Below are 15,672 nucleotides of genomic sequence, written 5' to 3' on the forward strand. Positions count from 1 at the left end.
ATAAGATCAGGAGTCTTTGTAGAGGCTTTCCCTTACTATTTTTACGGCGCAGAGATCGCCGCACATCGAGCATGTATCCGTTTCCCCGTCTCTTTCATGGATCTTTTTTGCATGCTCCCCGAACATTGCAAGCGAGAACTGCTTCTTCCAGTCGAGATCTCTCCTCGCATACGCCATCTCTTCTTCGCCTGTTCCGAACCAGTTGATCCCGGGGCGGATCGTGTCTCCTACATGAGCGGCAAGTTTTGCGACACGCGTTCCCTCCCTGATATCCTCCAGAGACGGGAGTGCCAGGTGCTCTGACGGCGAGACCATGCAGAGGAAGTCGGCACCGTTCATTGCAGCGATCGCACCACCGATCGCACCGGAGACATGGTCGTAGCCCGGAACGATGTCCGTTACCAGCGGCCCGAGCAGGTATAGCGGAGCTCCGGCGGTCAGTTCCTTGATCATCCTTACATTGTAGCCGATCTGGTCGATCGGGATATGGCCGGGCCCCTCGATCATTCTCTGAACTCCTGCTTCGTGTGCTCTCTGTGCAAGATCGCCCAACGTGAGATATTCTACGGTCTTTGCTCTCTTTACGGCGTCGATCATCGCACCGGGCCTCATTCCGTCGCCGAGGGAGATCACTACATCGTATTCGGCCAGCATCTCGATCAGGTAGTCATACTCTGCAAAGAGCGGGTTCTCCTCGCCGGATGCGGTCATCATCGCTATATGGAACGCACCTCCCCTCGAGACGACGCCCATCACACGCGGGTCCTTCTTTAATGCATCCAGAGCCTGCCTGTTTACACCGCAGTGAAGCGTCAGGAAGTCTACTCCCTGTTTGCAGTGATCCCTTATCACGTTGAACAATGTATCGGAGTCCAAGTCCGGGGCGCTTCCCGCACGGCGGACCGCCTCGTAAACCGGTACAGTGCCGACGGTAATGTCAAGATCGAGGATCTTCTTCCTCATCTCCTCAAGGTCGCCGCCTGTCGAGAGATCCATTATTGCATCTGCGCCCTCGTCGATTGCACACTTCGCCTTTTCAATCTCAAGCCCGGGGTCGCACCTTATGCCTGACGTTCCTATATTGACATTTACTTTTACCGTGCACCCTTCCCCGATTGCACATAGCTTGTGCTCTCTTATGCGGTTTGCCGGGATAACCGCTTTTCCTGCAGCTATGGAGCGGGAAAGCCTTTCGGGTTCGATATTCTGCGATTCTGCAGTCTTTCGGACGATCTCCGGGATACCGGATTTACATTCCCGTGCGAGGGTTTGCATGGATATACTTTTGTCCCTGATAACTTAAACAATCATTACATGCCTGTAGAATGGATCCCCGGAACCGGATATTTCTCGAATTCCTATGTGTACGGTTCGGTCCTTATCGATACGGGGGCTATCCCGCCGGCTGTTGAGCCCTACCGCGACGATATCAGGACGATTGTCTTAACGCACTGCCATTACGATCATATTGCGCATCTCCGGGAGATCAGGGATATGTGCGGAAACCCGGAGATCTGCATACACGAACTTGACGCGCCCGGCATCACCGAACCTGCGAGAAGCCTCTCTACGATGTTCGGCGAGAGAGGGCCTGATATCGGACCTGATGTTATCCTTTCCGAGGGCGATGAGATCGGCGGGCTTAAAGTAATTCATACTCCCGGCCATACTCCGGGGGGGATATGCCTTTATGACGCCGAAGAGATGATCCTCTTCTCAGGCGACACGGTATTTGCCGACGGAGGCTTCGGGAGGTTTGATTTTCCCGGCGGGAGCCTGGAGCAGCTCAGTAATTCTGTTAAAAAGCTCTCGGAACTTGATGTAGAGGGGCTGTACCCCGGTCATGGTACTCCTGCTTTTTCAAACGGAAGACGGCACATTCTTGCTGCACTCCGGGCACTGAATACGGGTTATTTCTGAATCATGAATGAAAGAGGGATCTACTGTCTTGTGTTCCGGAACCCCGGGATAACTCTTGGAATTGGAAGCCTCGGGGATGTGGAATTTTCTCCCGGGTGGCATATTTATGTAGGTTCCGCCCTTGGGCAGGCCGGATTTTCAAGAGTAAGACGGCATATATCTCTTTTTGTTGAAAAAAACAAAAAACCACGCTGGCATGTAGATTACCTGCTCACTTCCTCTTATTTCGAGCTGGAATCCGTTTTCTGCGGTAAAACTGCAGAGCGGCTTGAATGCACTCTTTCTGGGCTTTTCGGGGGGGAAAATGTTCCGGGATTTGGGTGCTCGGACTGCAGGTGCAGGTCGCACCTTTTTCATAGGGACGGCAATCCGGAGGATGAAGTCCGGTCCGCCTTTGAAGCCCTGAATCTCCCTGTCCATATGAAAAAAATCAAATAACTTCGGATAGACTAATCTCATTATGAAAGTGCTTGGGATTTCCGGAAGTATGAGGCCAGAAGGCAACACTTCGATACTCGTGAAGAGTGTGGTGGATTATATCGAAACCGAAGGCTGTGACGAGTTTAACACCGAATATATCTCCCTCGCCGGAAAAAAGATATCGCCGTGTATAGGATGCGACAAGTGCAGGGAGACCAAATGGTGTGTTCTTGACGATGACTGGGACGATATCGCGGAAAAAATGATGGAATGCGATATCCTGATACTCGGCTCCCCCACATATTATTACGATGTCAACGGGCAGACGAAAAACTTCATAGACAGGACCTATTCGCTCTTCCATGACAGAAAACTCGCTGGAAAATATGCGGTTGTGATCTCGGTCTGTGCCGACAGGGGCGGTGAGAGAACCCTTTCTACGCTTGAAGGCTTTGTCAATACGCATGAGTTCGGTTATATCGGATATGTGGCCGGCAAGGGGGCTGCCGCAGGGGATGTCCGTAAGGATGAAAGCGCTATGGCGAAATCGATCGAAGTGGCTGAAAACATACTGAAAATGGTGAGCAGAACCCATCGTGACGGTAAGAGGAAGCAATAGACATAAGAATTCAGATTCAGATACTTTTATATGATACAGGACGGAAATGGAGTCTCCGTCCTATGGGGTTGAAGTTGTGCCGAGGCTTACAATAGGGAGATATATTACTTCTGAGGATGATTGCATCATCCCTGCCGAATTTACAATATCTTTTAACAATGTGGAAAAGAACCAGTTTGAAGGGGTGTTCAGCAAATACCGTGTTCTTTATGTCGATTACGATACCAACAGGCTTTCGGTCAGGCTGCCTGAGGAACAGAAGTTTATTCCTGCGGCTGCAGCCGAGATAGAAAAACTGATGGATTATGCGCATCTTCTTGAAGAGGGAGACATGGAGATATGCGAACCTTCGAAGATAAGTCCTGAGGAATTTATTGAAGGGATAAACAGATCCTCTGCACCTTCAATGAGATCGTATTCTAAATTTCATCATCCGTCAGATGCTATTTTTTCTTTAGAATCTCCTGATGTGCCTTTGGAGTCCGGGTCTCTTTCATTCGAAGGAATGCATGAAGATGCGGATTTCAACGAAAAAATAGCGGATCTTATAGAGGAGGAACCGTTTACCGGGACATTGACGGAGGATCTCGTCCAGGATTCTGAAGAATTTAAGACTGACGCACCGTCCGTGCAGGAGGAAGAGATCTCATTCGACGATCTCGACGATCTGGATCTCGATCTTATTCCGGAATCCCATGAAGAGATCGCCGGGTTCGATGAAACCGTCTCAGGAGAGGTTCCATCTCCTGAAGAGTCTGTCTCCTTCGACGATCTTGACGATATGGATCTGGATCTACTTCCGGATTCAGAGGAAGCTGTTCCCGAAACCGTTGAAAGCATCTCTCCTGAAACTCCTGTCTTTGACGAGTCCATCTCCTTCGATAATCTGGACGACATGGATCTTGACATTCCCTCCGAACCTGAGGAAACTGTTCCGGAACCGGGTGAAACGCTCCCTTCCGGGTTTTCGTCCGTTGAAGATGCAATCTCCTTCGACGATCTTGACGATATGGATTTGGATCTTCTTCCGGATTCCGGTGAGGAAATTCCTGAATTTGAGGGACTGACAGGTGTAGAGCCGGATCTCTCGCCGGGCGACGGGGAGCCCGATGTTTCTATATCTGCCGGGAGTTTCCCGGAAATTGAAGGCTTTGAGGAAAGTATTGATCTGGAAGAGGACGATTTCCCGGATTTGGCCGCCGCTGAAATTCCTGATTCAGGTTCTTTGACCGATATTGAAGATGAGGAATTCCCTGGAGAATTGTCGTCAGGATTCGAGGTAAATGACGAATTTTCCGATCTTGAAGACCTTGTTGAAGAATCGGCCGTCGATACATTGCTTGTTGAAGCGAAGGAGCTGGTCTCTGAAGGCAAATATGAAGATGCAATGAATCTCCTCGGCGGATCAGTCCTGGAAAAATCGGGATCTGCCTACCTTTGGATCATGAGGGGCGATATCTGCGCCCTGGCCGAACACTTTACTGATGCAATCGAGTCCTATGAAAGTGCGCTTGAACTGGATCCTGACAATATGACTGCGGTTCTCTCTCTTTACCGCCTTTACAAGGAGAGTGAGAATTATTATGATGCTGCGGAGCTTCTGGATTCATACATCAAAAAGAATCCTGAAGATTCTCATCTCTGGTTCGAGAAGGGATGGCTCAGTGAGAAGAGCGGGGAATTCGGGGAAGCACTTGTGGATTACGATCAGGCGATCTCTCTTGATGCCGGATGCACCCGGGCGGTTGCATCCAAAGCACTGCTCCTGATGAGAGAAAAAAGGCCTGAAGAAGCGCTTGAATGCTATGATCTTCTCATTGAAAGAAAGCCTGAGAATGCTGCGGTGCATCATTCACGCGGCCTGGTCCTGAAGGTCATGGGGAAGTATGATGAGGCGATAGACTCGTTTAAAGAAGCGATTCGGCTCGATCCCTCCGATTCAGATACACTCCTTGAAATTGCAATTCTCCTGCTTGAAACGGGACGCTTTAAGGATGCACTCGGTTATTATAACAGGCTTATCGAGTCGGGATTTGAAGGAAGCGAAGTGTTTTCAGGGCAGGGAGATGTTTATCTGGCCCTGGGAATGAGCGGAGAAGCGTTGTCTTCATATGAGCGTGCAATAGATGCAGGCGGAAATATACTTGGGGCATTAAAAGGAAGAGCGGAGATTCTTGCAGCATCCGGTAATCCGGCTGAAGCAGTTGAGGCCTATAATAATGTTCTTGAAATAAGCCCCATGGATACGGATGTACTCCGGAAACTTGCCGCTTTATATGAAGATGCAGGTCATCCCGGGCAGGCCCTGACGGCATACGACAGGATTCTCATAGCAGATCCGGAGGATTCCGCTGCCATATCCGGTCGTATTAAGAGTCTTGTTTCACTCGAACGATATTCAGAGGCTATCCCCATGTATGACGGCCTCATCGTCACGAGTCCCGGGAGATCGGATCTTATCGCAGGCAAGGCATTCTCACTTGCAAAAACCGGCAGAAAGGATGATGCGGTTGTTTTGTATGTTTCCGCCCTGCAGCTGGAGCCTGAAAATATCGGCTATCTTCTCGAACTTGTGTCAATTCTTTCCGACCTGGGAAGATACGGGGAGTCCCTGCCTTACTATGACAGGCTGATCAGTCTCGTCCCGGGAGAGTCAGGTTTCGTGATGTCGAGGGCGCTTGCATTGTATACCCTGGGAAGGTATGAAGATTCGGTGGCGGACTTTGAAAAAGTTCTCCGGAAAAAGCCTGATGATACCGATGCCCTGATTAATATGGGCACTGCTCTGTTCCGTCTTGGCGACAGGAGGGCGGCGATGGAGTGCTATAAGAGATCCATCGATTTTGATCCGTCTCTTGAAGAAGAGTGGCTGATGAGGGGCATCAGTGCTTCTTCATTTATCGAGTGGGAGATTGACAGAATTCACAGGATTTCGGAGTCTTCGATCAGTCACGGGTCCGGGGATGCAAAGCCTAAGCTGAGGGCATCCAAAAAGGAGAAGGAGGATTTCACGCAGGCCGGCACCGGTTCAGTCTCATCTCCGGTTATGGAATCGTCGGAATACGATTCTGTAAATATTCCTGATACAAGGACGCCGACAAAGGAGCAGCTTGATGATCCGGATTATCTCTATAAGAAAGGTGTGGCACTCGCCCGCAGGGGATACTACAGGGCATCTTTGAAATGTTTCAGCAGGATCGAAACGATAACTGAAGATTGTTCCGAGGCAGTCTTTTCAAAAGGAATAATCTATGCCAAAAACGGTTATTTCAATGAAGCGCTTGAATGCTTTGATCGGGTTCTTAAAATGAATCCTTCTCATGAAAAGGCGCAGAAGGCAAAAAGGATGGCGGAGATTAAGAGAAAAATATAATTTTTATATCGCTGTTCAGGTTCCGTTGCCAAATTATTTCCAAAACATCCATTTCGGTTTTTCTATCAATTCTTTCCGCCCTGTATTTTCTTTGGTCTGTTCATCAGATTCTTTTTCATCTTTTTCTATGCTTTTTATTGCAGACTGGAGCGCCAGGCTGTGGGCCGCCGCCTGTCCCTGGAGGTGTTCGATCATTTTGGTAAGGTCTTTAATCCTGTCGTCTTTATCCTGGTTGATCTGGTCGGTTGCAGTTACGCTCAGGACTTCTATTCTTGCGACTTCTTCCTTTAGATCGTCGATCCTGTTGTTTCTCTCGTCCAGGAGTTTTGCATATGCTTCCCTCAGTTCGACCTGGAGTTTAATCTCTTCCCTGAGTCTGCTGTTCTCTGTATTTTTACCGTTGAGGTTGGACTTCAGTTCTTTAAGTTCGGCATCCGCCGGATTGTTCCCTGATACCAGGCCTGAAATGGATCCGATTATCCACTCGTTTCTGCTCAAATCCTCTTTTGCTGCAGTTTTTTCAATCTTTTGGCAAAGTTCTTCATCAACTGTTAAAACAATTCTCATAATTCTCACCGCTCACCAATGCGAATTTTTTTTATCATGCTGAAGTTTAAGTCAACACACCCGCTTTTCCGGGATATCTCGTTTGCACTCCTGAAACAGTTTTCGGCTTCATCTATCCTGTTTAATCTCAGCAGGATCATCCCCTTGTTGTTTAAAGCCGAATAGTTTTCAGGATTCTTCTCCAGGGCGGAGTCGAAGATCCCGGCGGCTTCTTCAAGTCTCTCCGAATAAAAAAGTGCAATTCCCTTTTTAAATATGATTGTGTCGTTTTCCGGGTCTTCTTCCAATGCCCTGTCAAGACACTCGACAGCTTTCTCCGGCAGCTCCGCCTCAAGAAGAGCAATTCCTTTATTATACCAATATCTAACTCCGACCTTCATTTATGATTAGCACCGGGAATTTTATAATTCCATATTCCTGTTCTTTCCAATTTTATGTACGAAACGTATATAACAGCTCTTAATCTTATCCCCTCAATCCCATCTGTTTGTTCAAAGCCGGCTGTTATTAGAAATTTTATACTCTTATTTTATATATTGTTGTCTCGTTGTCTTTACATTTGATAAATAATATTTCAAAAATAAAGTCCTGCGGAAAAAAATTCACTTTTAATTTGCATGTCAATTATATAAACTTAATAAGCTTGAATTCGATATTGAAATTATAGTCAAATTATGGTGTGATGGAAATGAGTTTAGATACCATTAATAATATTCTTAAAAAGGCGCTTGATGGAGACGTCTCGGCAAGAGTAAATGAGTCGGAAGTCACGGACGAATTTAAAAATCTGGCGGCTACGGTCAACCGTGTTGTGGAAAAACTTGGGGATGCGGCGGAAGCCAGGAAGCTCCAGAAGCGTGCCAATGCCTTCCTGCAGTTGAACCCACAGGGAATTACAATTCTTGCCGCCGACAAACACCGCCTCGATCTCAACAAGGAGTATGAGAGGATCTGGCGTGGCGGATATGACGAGCTTATGGCTAAGAAACTCTACGACTTCAATATCAATATCACCAGCGGCGATGATTTCTATGCCTCCTTCGAGACTAAGAAGCCTGCGATATCCGATATGGAGATCTCGTGGGAAAACGGCGAGAAAACCTATCTTCGCCTTTTCCAGACACCTATTCTTGACGAAAAGGGTGAGATCGATGTCAATTATTACATCTACCAGGATCTCACACCGCAGAAGGAGGAGATGGCTGAGATTCAAAAGCTGCAGAAGCGTGCCGAGGCCTTCCTGCAGTTGAATCCTCAGGGAATTACTGTTCTCGCCGCCGACAAGCACCGCCTTGATCTCAACAAAGAGTATGAAAGGATCTGGCGTGGCGGATATGACGAGCTTATGGCTAAGAAGCTCTATGACTTCAACATAGAGATCACCAGCGGGGATGATTTCTACGCCTCTTTTGAGACAAAGAAACCCGCGATATCCGATATGGAGATCTCTTGGGAAAACGGCGAGAAGAGCTACCTCCGTCTTTTCCAGACTCCGATTATTGACGAAGACGGGGAGATCGATGTCAATTATTATATCTACCAGGATCTCACCGATCAGGTCGAAAAGCTGAACGAAATTAAGACCTTGGAGGAGCAGTCCAATGCCATCGTCAGCGAAAATCCGATGCCTATACTTCTTTGGAATACCGATCTGACTATCAGAAAATACAATAAGGCATTTCTTAAGATGTCCGGATTTTCAGATTCAGCAGCTGAAAAACTGAAACTTTCGGATTTCAAATATCTCAAACAGAGCGGCAAATCCATTAAGGATACCATTGAGGAGAAGAAGGCAAACCATGGCGAAGCCGAGATGGAATTCCCCTCCGGAATAAAAGTCCTTGAGAGATACAATATCCCGCTTCTTAATGAAAGCGGAAAGGTTGACACCGTAATGACGGTTTACAATGATATTACAATATTAAAGCAGGAGATGGCTGAGACTGCCAAACTTCAGAGACGTGCCGAAGCCTTCCTGCAGGAAAACCCACAGGCTATTACCGTTCTTGCACCTGATAAGCACCGTCTCGACCTCAATAAAGAGTACCAGCGTGTATGGCGCGGCGGCTATGACGAACTTATGGCTAAGAAACTCTACGACTTCAATATCAACATCACCGGCGGCGATGATTTCTACGGATCTTTCGAGAGCAGACGGAGGGCCGTCACTGAGATGGAGATCTCGTGGGAGAACGGAGAGAAATCTTATCTTCGTCTGTTCCAGACCCCTATTCTCGATGAAAAAGGCGAAATTGATGTCAACTACTATATCTACCAGGATATGACGCCGGAAATTACTCTCAGCAATTATATGAACGGCGAGGTTGACAGGATCTCGGAAAATCTTGAGAAACTTTCAAAAGGCAACCTTGATATGAACCTCGATGCCGGTGCAGCGAATGAGTACACGTCCGAAGCCCGGCGGATGTTCAACCGTGTAGACAAATCGCTTGGAGAGGCTAAGGCGGCTGTGGAAGCCCTTGTGGCCGATTCCGAGATGCTTGCACAGGCAGCAGTTAACGGCAGGCTTGATGTCCGTTCGGATGCGTCGAAACATGACGGCAAGTTCAGGCAGATTGTCGATGGAATCAACCACACCCTTGATACTATTGCAGAACCCCTCCATGAGGCGATAAAAGTTATAGGCGAATATGCCGAGAACAACTATACCGAATTTTTCAACGATAAAGTTGTTGTCAAAGGAGAGTTTGCAGAGTTCAAGGAATCGATCAATCTTCTCGGCCAGAATACTTCCAATGTAATCAGCGACGTAATAAACGCCGTAGATCATGTGTTTGTGGGGACCAACGAGGCCAGCAAGGGCTCTGATGAGGTGGCGAAGGCGGCCGAACATGTTGCCATGACAAGCCAGAAATGTGCTGATATCAGCAGGGAGATGCTCGACAAGATGACAGCCATCCAACAGCAGATTGCTGATCTCTCCGCTTCCAACGAGGAGGTCGCCGCAACCTCGCAGGACGTCCTGAAGAACTCCGAGGAGGTAACTAAGATGGGCAACGACGCACAGGTTCTTGGAAATGACGCAAACCGCAAGATGGCTTCTGTAGTCGAGATTACAAACCGCAGCGCCGAGGAGATCAAGGAGCTCAACGACCAGATAAAGGAGATCAACAAGATCGTCAAGATGATCACCGATATCACGAGCCAGATCAATCTCCTTGCACTAAATGCCGCAATCGAAGCCGCACGTGCCGGAGAGCACGGGCGTGGATTTGCAGTTGTAGCCGGAGAGGTCAAGAACCTTGCCGCGGATGCGAGGAAAGCCACTGAGCATATCGACAAGGTCATCGGTGAGATCCAGAACAACAGTATCAGGACCGCCGACGCAATCCAGACCGCCAGTACCGAGGTAGTCTCCGGTGTCGAGAGTGTAGATGCCGCAATTAAGGCATTAAACACAATTGTAGAGGGTTCTGAGAAGGTCACAATGGATATGAGCGAGATTGCAAAAGCAATCGAGGACCAGGCGAATATTGCCAATATTGTTGTATCTGCAACAGATGAAGGAAGCCTTCTTTCCAAGGACAACCTCAGGGAGGTCGAGGAGCTCGCAGCACTTGCAGAGGAGGCGAGCGCATCGACCGAAGAGATTGGAAGCGCAATCCATGAAGTGAACAAGATGTCCCAGAAGCTCCAGGGCGATATGAAGGGATTCAAAATATAATTACTCTTTTTTCTTCGAAAATTTGCATTTTAAGGGGTCTGTCCCGGCTGGTTCACCGGCAAATACAATTCGTACTATCCCGTCTGTAAATAAAAACCGGAATGATCCGGAGATCAGGTAAAATAAGAATATTTTCTTTATTGGTTAATCCAGGATTTCGTAGGTTGTCGATCTCTGTTTCAAAACCCTGCCGATATCTTCGGTTATGCGCCTCATCTCGCCTGGATCGAGGTAGTCTGATTCATCGCCGCCTGCATCTACGGATACCTCATCGGAGAACATCGTTCCTCCGAAGTCGTTTCCTCCGGATAAAAGACCAACCTGGGTGAATTTCCGTCCCAGTTTTCCCCATGAGATCTGGATGTTGTCGAAGTTGTCGAGATAGAGCCTTGAGACTGCGAAGAGAAGGATGTCGGTTCTTCCTGTGGCACCCGGCGGGGCAAGTCCCTTGTTGAACAGGGGAGTGTTGTGGTGAAGATAGGGGAGCGGGACGAGTTCGGTGAATCCTCCGGTTTCATCCTGTATCTCTCTGAGAACTCTAAGGTGTTCCACCCTGTCCGCCTCGGTCTCCACTGAACCGGGTAATATCGTTGCAGTTGACTTTATCCCCATGGAGTGAGCTTCCTTTATTATCCTGACCCATTCGGCCGTCGGTACCTTGGCCGGGCATATTGTCTTTCTGACGCTGTCTACGAGGATCTCGGCCGCAGTTCCCTGGAGAGTTCCGAGGCCCGCGCTTCTCATCATTTCGATGACCTCTTTTGTCGAAATTCCGCTTTTTTTTGCAGAATAGGAGATCTCGTCAGGGCTCATAGTATGGATGTCCGCTTCGGGAATAACATCATGCACCCAGGATATGATCTCAGCGTATCTTTGCGCGTCGAAATCCGGGTGAACTCCTGAAAGAAGGCAGACCTCTGTTACTTTTCTCTCCTTTGCCAAAAGAGCCCGTGCTCTGATCTCTTCTTCGTTATGAAGGTAGGCATCTTCAGCTTTCTTCGGCCTGCCGAAACCGCAGAACCCGCAGAGATTTTTACAGATGTTCGTAACATGCAGATTGTGGTTCCTGACATAGGTCACAATGTCTCCTACCTTTCTTTCCCTTAACTGATCTGCCGCTTCGGCGATCCTGAAGATATTCCTGTCACGGATCATCATCAGCGAGACCGCCTCTTCCTCGGTCATCCTGTGACCTTCGAGAACATCGTTTAAAAGGTTCTTAAGCTCTGCGTCCTTCATTTCTTCTTTTTCTCCCTGGAATTCAGATACAGTTCATGAACAAACATAAGGATGATTATCAGTATTGCGAATTCGATTATGTGCAGCGGGATATATCCTACGAGGGGAATTGCGAACCAGGCCTTTCCTACGACCCATTCCTTTTCGACAGGCATTAGCTGTCCTATTCCTGAAATTCCTCCCATCTGGTCCGGGTATGGGTTGTTGTCGCCCCAGGTAATGTATCCTCCGTCGCTTGCATTGCCATACCATTCAACTGCACGATGGATGATAGGATGAACGCTGTCCACCCCGTTCGGCTTGTAGATAATTACGTCCCCGTAGACAGCATTGCCGTAAAGATTGGGATACTCGTTGAATTTACCGTAGCCTGTCGAAAGGCTCCCGTTCCATGTCTGCAGTTCGCCGTATCTGTCTGCGGCGACGACAAAGACGAGATCTCCTTTATTCATATTTGGAACCATGCTCTCAGACTCGACTGCAACGACTGCCGGCCAGGTGCCTGAAAATATAAAGAGCAGGAGTGCGACAAGGCCTACGACCAGCACGATCCATGCTACGTCGCGTGCCAGTGAAAAAGCCGGCTCATCACTCTTTAAAAACCTTTTAATTAGGGATTCTTCCTGTTTATTACCTGATTCGGGTTTTTTCATAGTTTAACAGAAACTGTTGGATCTGTTGCATAAAAATAACTTTTGAAGCACGATGTGAATTTTCGGATAGTTATATATTTGTGTTGCCCAATGATAGATCGATGGAATCCGGTTACCTGAGCCTCGGGATGGGACTGCTGATTGCAATTATCGTCCTTGCGTTCACTTTCCTGACGGCGCTTATTACTGCCGGTCTGCAAAGCTATAATCTTGCGATATCGATTTCATTTGTCATGGGTGGACTTCTGTGCATATGCCTGTCTGCGGTCTTCAGGAGCTGTCCGTTTTCAAAAAAAGAGAGCTGCAATGACAGTCCGGCCGACAGGTAGATAAAACGAAGACTACATGTCGGTGTCTGTTCCGGGCATTTCCCTTGTATTGACTTTGTAATGGTTTTTCATATAATCCCTGATCTTCCGGGATTCTCTCCATCCCCTGAGGAGAAATCGATCTGTTGAATTCTCCCTAACAATTATACCGGATTAACCCCTTAGGGAAGTTGTGGAGTTTGAGTTATATGACCGAGAGAAATACAGGTTCCGGCGATTCAGCCGGAACACCGGATGATGAAAGATTGCTTGAAGAAGGCGACCGGCTGTTTGAGGAGAGCAAATACGAGGAGGCCCTATTTGCCTATGATCTGATTCGTGCCACCGATGACGGCTACCTTGCTGCACAGAACAGGAAGGGAAACATCCTCTCCATCCTGGGAAGGGATGATGAGGCCCTGGAAGTCTTCAGGGAAGTGCTGCGTATTGTCCCTGAAAATCCCATTCTCTATGATGCAGCTCTTAACAACATGGCGAATGTCCTGCGAAGGCTTGAGAGGTTTGAAGAGGCTCTTGAACTGTACGATAAAGCCCTTGAAGCAGAGCCTGATAATGTAATGGCCTTAAACAACAGGGGCAACGTCCTTTCTGATCTGGGTCGGGATGAAGAGGCGCTTCTGATGTACGAACGGGCGCTGGAGATTGAGCCCGGAAACAGTCCGGTACTGGTGAACAAGGCGTATTCACTTATCGGTCTCGGGAGGAACGATGAAGCGCTTATCGCTCTTGACGGGGCCCTGAGAATAAATCCCGGCAATATTATGGCTATGAATAATAAAGCAAACCTGTTGAGTGAACTTGGAAGGACGAAGGAAGCGATAAAGATCTACAACCAGGCTCTCGATCTGAATCCCGCCCATGTCCCGACGATTGTAAACTGCGGAATTGCATATGCGGCTTCAGGTGAGCCCGAACGTGCCATTGCATACTTCGACCAGGCATTGATCCTCGATCCGTCGAATATACTCGCTCTTGACAACAAAGGCTGTGCTCTTGTCGACCTCGGCAGGTACAGGGAGGCTCTCGTCGCTTATGAAAGGGCACGCTCGCTTGATCCGGATGATGAGGCGATCAGGAAGAATATTGATGACCTGATGAAGAGGATAAGAGAGTGATCTAAATTCCCGGGGTGTTTCAGATGGAAGATTACGATCTTGGAAAGGTATTCAAGCTGATTGAACCGGGTCCGGTCGTCCTTGTGACGACTTCCAACAATGGACGACCTAATGTCATGACGATGAGCTGGCACATGGCGATGGAATTCGTTCCGTCTTTGATAGGCTGCGTCCTCAGCCCGGACGATTACAGTTTCGAGGCGCTTTATGCCACAGGAGAGTGCGTCATCGCCATACCTACGGTTGAGATGATGAAGAAAACCGTGGATATAGGGAACTGCTCCGGGAAGGACGTCGACAAGTTCGAAGAATTCGGGCTTACTCCGCTTCCTGCCGGGAAAGTGAAAGCACCGCTGCTGGCGGAATGCTTCGCCAACATAGAATGCCGGGTTGTTGACAGGAGCATGGTGGACAAATACGGCCTCTTCGTCCTCGAAGCGGTAAAGGCATGGACGGACCCTGATCACGAGGAGAGGCGGACCTTCCATGCAAACGGCGACGGCACCTTCGTTGTCGACGGAGAGACCGTCGATCTCAAGGACAGGATGGTGAAGTTTCCAGAGTGTTTGTAGCCCGGTGATGAATCCCGGAATCTTATTTTTTATCCGTGCTTTATCGTTTGGCACAGGTGCAAAAAGAAAATAATACCCCCGGGCGGATTCGAACCGCCGTTTCCGGCTCCAAAGGCCGGAATGATTGACCACTACACTACGGGGGTCTGTTTAGTCCTTTATCAGTAAAGGCTCTAATAATTTTGGAACTGTGCGGATATAATTATTCTTGAATGCAATATATCATCAGGATGACTGAAGGGCTGCTTAGGCTTCTTTTCAATACAAAGAATCTCGTTTCCATAAGGCTGGAGGAGGACACCGTCTCTTTGCCCCTGATAAATTCATAATATGGACAGATTAATTAAATTAAATTGTTTGTCGCCTTTTTACGGTTGAATTACAAAACTATAACAGCTTTAGAACCCAAATTCGATTATATATGAGAATCGCAGGGCACCTGGAGACCGTCAACCGGAATAATGGCGATTTCGTCAGGTTATTCGTGCTCATAGTATATTTTCTGGTCGTCGGCATTCTTGCGGTCTATGCGTTCTCACCCATCGGAGGGGAGATGGGTTACATCCTTGCCCGTCTCATCCCTCACCTGTTTTATATTCCCCTTGTACTGACTGCCCTTTGGTACCCCAAGAAGAGACTGGCGCACTTCATCATTTTCTCTTTGATTTTCTTCTGTCTTATCTCTGGATTCCTGATGAACGGATGGAGCCTCGATGCCCTGTTTATGGTCTTTACATCCTTCATCTATCTCTGGGTCTTTATCGCCATACTTGCAATTCCGCAGGTCCAGTTTGGAAGAACCGGGGAAGAGATGGCATCCGGGGAAAGCATTGCTCCTCCTGCTTCACAAGTGCCTTTAGGTGCTGAATCACCAGCTGCTGTCGTAAGCGGCAGGGACGCCGGCCTGATTAAACGCACACCGTCAATAGGCCCTTCGCAGATAAACCCCCTGATAGAATCTTTCCGGCATGGCGAGGAGCTGGTGACGAGGAACACCTCGGCGGCCCTCAAGGCGATAGGAGCTCCTGCAATTCCTTTCATAGTCGGAGGACTGAAGAGCGATTCTATTCCCGTGAGGGAAAACTGTGCGAGGCTCCTTGGTGAAATGGATGATACCGACTCTGTCGACCTGCTCGTTTCAGCAATGGCGGATCCTTCACGCAGGGTTCACAACGCCGCC

General features: G+C 48.4%; 14 protein-coding genes and 1 tRNA gene. 9 read left to right on the forward strand and 6 right to left on the reverse strand.

Going from position 1 to position 15,672, the window contains the following annotated elements; all coding sequences use genetic code 11:
* Positions 1–6 precede the first annotated feature (6 nt).
* Positions 7–1,275 (reverse strand): phosphomethylpyrimidine synthase ThiC, encoded by a 1,269-nt coding sequence (thiC, locus tag METPAY_RS10300; protein WP_048152170.1) that lies wholly within the window; start codon positions 1,273–1,275, stop codon positions 7–9.
* Positions 1,276–1,314: 39 nt separating this feature from the next.
* On the opposite strand from thiC, the gene METPAY_RS10305 reads away from it, so the two are divergent.
* From METPAY_RS10305 to METPAY_RS10320, 4 genes are read left to right on the forward strand one after another with little or no spacing between them, the layout of a single operon-like run.
* Positions 1,315–1,920, forward strand: coding sequence for an MBL fold metallo-hydrolase (locus METPAY_RS10305; RefSeq protein WP_048152172.1), 606 nt, complete (start codon positions 1,315–1,317; stop codon positions 1,918–1,920).
* A gap of 3 nt (positions 1,921–1,923) precedes the next feature.
* Positions 1,924–2,358, forward strand: coding sequence for a GIY-YIG nuclease family protein (locus tag METPAY_RS10310; RefSeq protein WP_048152175.1), 435 nt, complete (start codon positions 1,924–1,926; stop codon positions 2,356–2,358).
* Positions 2,359–2,380: 22 nt separating this feature from the next.
* Entirely contained in the window at positions 2,381–2,959 is a 579-nt protein-coding gene (locus tag METPAY_RS10315) for a flavodoxin family protein (RefSeq protein ID WP_048152178.1), read from the forward strand.
* A 46-nt stretch (positions 2,960–3,005) separates the two neighbouring features.
* Positions 3,006–6,332 (forward strand): tetratricopeptide repeat protein, encoded by a 3,327-nt coding sequence (locus METPAY_RS10320; protein ID WP_048152181.1) that lies wholly within the window; start codon positions 3,006–3,008, stop codon positions 6,330–6,332.
* Positions 6,333–6,365: 33 nt separating this feature from the next.
* Here METPAY_RS10320 and METPAY_RS10325 read toward each other — a convergent pair whose 3' ends face one another.
* Both METPAY_RS10325 and METPAY_RS10330 read right to left on the reverse strand, forming a co-directional pair.
* Positions 6,366–6,899 carry a hypothetical protein gene (locus tag METPAY_RS10325; RefSeq protein WP_048152184.1) on the reverse strand — a complete coding sequence of 178 codons (534 nt, stop codon included), beginning with the start codon at positions 6,897–6,899 and terminating at the stop codon, positions 6,366–6,368.
* A 5-nt stretch (positions 6,900–6,904) separates the two neighbouring features.
* Positions 6,905–7,279: a tetratricopeptide repeat protein gene (locus tag METPAY_RS10330; protein WP_048152187.1), complete on the reverse strand. Its 375-nt coding sequence runs from the start codon at positions 7,277–7,279 to the stop codon at positions 6,905–6,907.
* A gap of 308 nt (positions 7,280–7,587) precedes the next feature.
* Between METPAY_RS10330 and METPAY_RS10335 the strand changes: the two genes are divergently transcribed.
* Positions 7,588–10,584: a methyl-accepting chemotaxis protein gene (locus tag METPAY_RS10335; protein ID WP_245611618.1), complete on the forward strand. Its 2,997-nt coding sequence runs from the start codon at positions 7,588–7,590 to the stop codon at positions 10,582–10,584.
* A gap of 144 nt (positions 10,585–10,728) precedes the next feature.
* On the opposite strand, the gene cofH is transcribed toward METPAY_RS10335, so the two are convergent.
* Positions 10,729–11,823, reverse strand: coding sequence for a 5-amino-6-(D-ribitylamino)uracil--L-tyrosine 4-hydroxyphenyl transferase CofH (gene cofH / locus METPAY_RS10340; protein WP_048152191.1), 1,095 nt, complete (start codon positions 11,821–11,823; stop codon positions 10,729–10,731).
* Positions 11,820–12,476, reverse strand: coding sequence for a S26 family signal peptidase (locus tag METPAY_RS10345; protein ID WP_048152194.1), 657 nt, complete (start codon positions 12,474–12,476; stop codon positions 11,820–11,822). The genes cofH and METPAY_RS10345 overlap by 4 nt, the downstream gene beginning before the upstream one ends.
* A gap of 101 nt (positions 12,477–12,577) precedes the next feature.
* Here METPAY_RS10345 and METPAY_RS10350 point away from each other — a divergent pair, with 101 nt between their 5' ends.
* From METPAY_RS10350 to METPAY_RS10360, 3 genes are all read left to right on the forward strand, one after another.
* A complete protein-coding gene (locus METPAY_RS10350) occupies positions 12,578–12,805 on the forward strand; it encodes a hypothetical protein (protein ID WP_048152199.1) in 228 nt (75 codons plus the stop codon).
* 188 nt (positions 12,806–12,993) lie between these two features.
* Entirely contained in the window at positions 12,994–13,920 is a 927-nt protein-coding gene (locus METPAY_RS10355) for a tetratricopeptide repeat protein (protein WP_052418773.1), read from the forward strand.
* Between the two features lie 23 nt (positions 13,921–13,943).
* Positions 13,944–14,492, forward strand: a complete 549-nt coding sequence (locus METPAY_RS10360; protein WP_048152200.1) for a flavin reductase family protein — start codon at positions 13,944–13,946, stop codon at positions 14,490–14,492.
* Positions 14,493–14,565: 73 nt separating this feature from the next.
* Here the strand turns inward: METPAY_RS10360 and METPAY_RS10365 are convergent.
* A tRNA-Gln gene (locus tag METPAY_RS10365) sits at positions 14,566–14,638 on the reverse strand.
* A 275-nt stretch (positions 14,639–14,913) separates the two neighbouring features.
* On the opposite strand from METPAY_RS10365, the gene METPAY_RS10370 reads away from it, so the two are divergent.
* The coding region (locus METPAY_RS10370; RefSeq protein ID WP_048152203.1) for a HEAT repeat domain-containing protein at positions 14,914–15,672 on the forward strand (759 nt) is incomplete at its 3' end.

This window comes from Methanolacinia paynteri (genome assembly GCF_000784355.1).
GTDB lineage: Archaea > Halobacteriota > Methanomicrobia > Methanomicrobiales > Methanomicrobiaceae > Methanolacinia > Methanolacinia paynteri.

Coding starts and splice junctions, on each gene's coding strand:
- thiC (WP_048152170.1), bottom strand. CDS start 1,275: ATGCAAACCCTCGCACGGGAATGTAAATCCGGTATCCCGGAGATCGTC.
- METPAY_RS10305 (WP_048152172.1), top strand. CDS start 1,315: ATGCCTGTAGAATGGATCCCCGGAACCGGATATTTCTCGAATTCCTAT.
- METPAY_RS10310 (WP_048152175.1), top strand. CDS start 1,924: ATGAATGAAAGAGGGATCTACTGTCTTGTGTTCCGGAACCCCGGGATA.
- METPAY_RS10315 (WP_048152178.1), top strand. CDS start 2,381: ATGAAAGTGCTTGGGATTTCCGGAAGTATGAGGCCAGAAGGCAACACT.
- METPAY_RS10320 (WP_048152181.1), top strand. CDS start 3,006: ATGGAGTCTCCGTCCTATGGGGTTGAAGTTGTGCCGAGGCTTACAATA.
- METPAY_RS10325 (WP_048152184.1), bottom strand. CDS start 6,899: ATGAGAATTGTTTTAACAGTTGATGAAGAACTTTGCCAAAAGATTGAA.
- METPAY_RS10330 (WP_048152187.1), bottom strand. CDS start 7,279: ATGAAGGTCGGAGTTAGATATTGGTATAATAAAGGAATTGCTCTTCTT.
- METPAY_RS10335 (WP_245611618.1), top strand. CDS start 7,588: ATGAGTTTAGATACCATTAATAATATTCTTAAAAAGGCGCTTGATGGA.
- cofH (WP_048152191.1), bottom strand. CDS start 11,823: ATGAAGGACGCAGAGCTTAAGAACCTTTTAAACGATGTTCTCGAAGGT.
- METPAY_RS10345 (WP_048152194.1), bottom strand. CDS start 12,476: ATGAAAAAACCCGAATCAGGTAATAAACAGGAAGAATCCCTAATTAAA.
- METPAY_RS10350 (WP_048152199.1), top strand. CDS start 12,578: ATGGAATCCGGTTACCTGAGCCTCGGGATGGGACTGCTGATTGCAATT.
- METPAY_RS10355 (WP_052418773.1), top strand. CDS start 12,994: ATGACCGAGAGAAATACAGGTTCCGGCGATTCAGCCGGAACACCGGAT.
- METPAY_RS10360 (WP_048152200.1), top strand. CDS start 13,944: ATGGAAGATTACGATCTTGGAAAGGTATTCAAGCTGATTGAACCGGGT.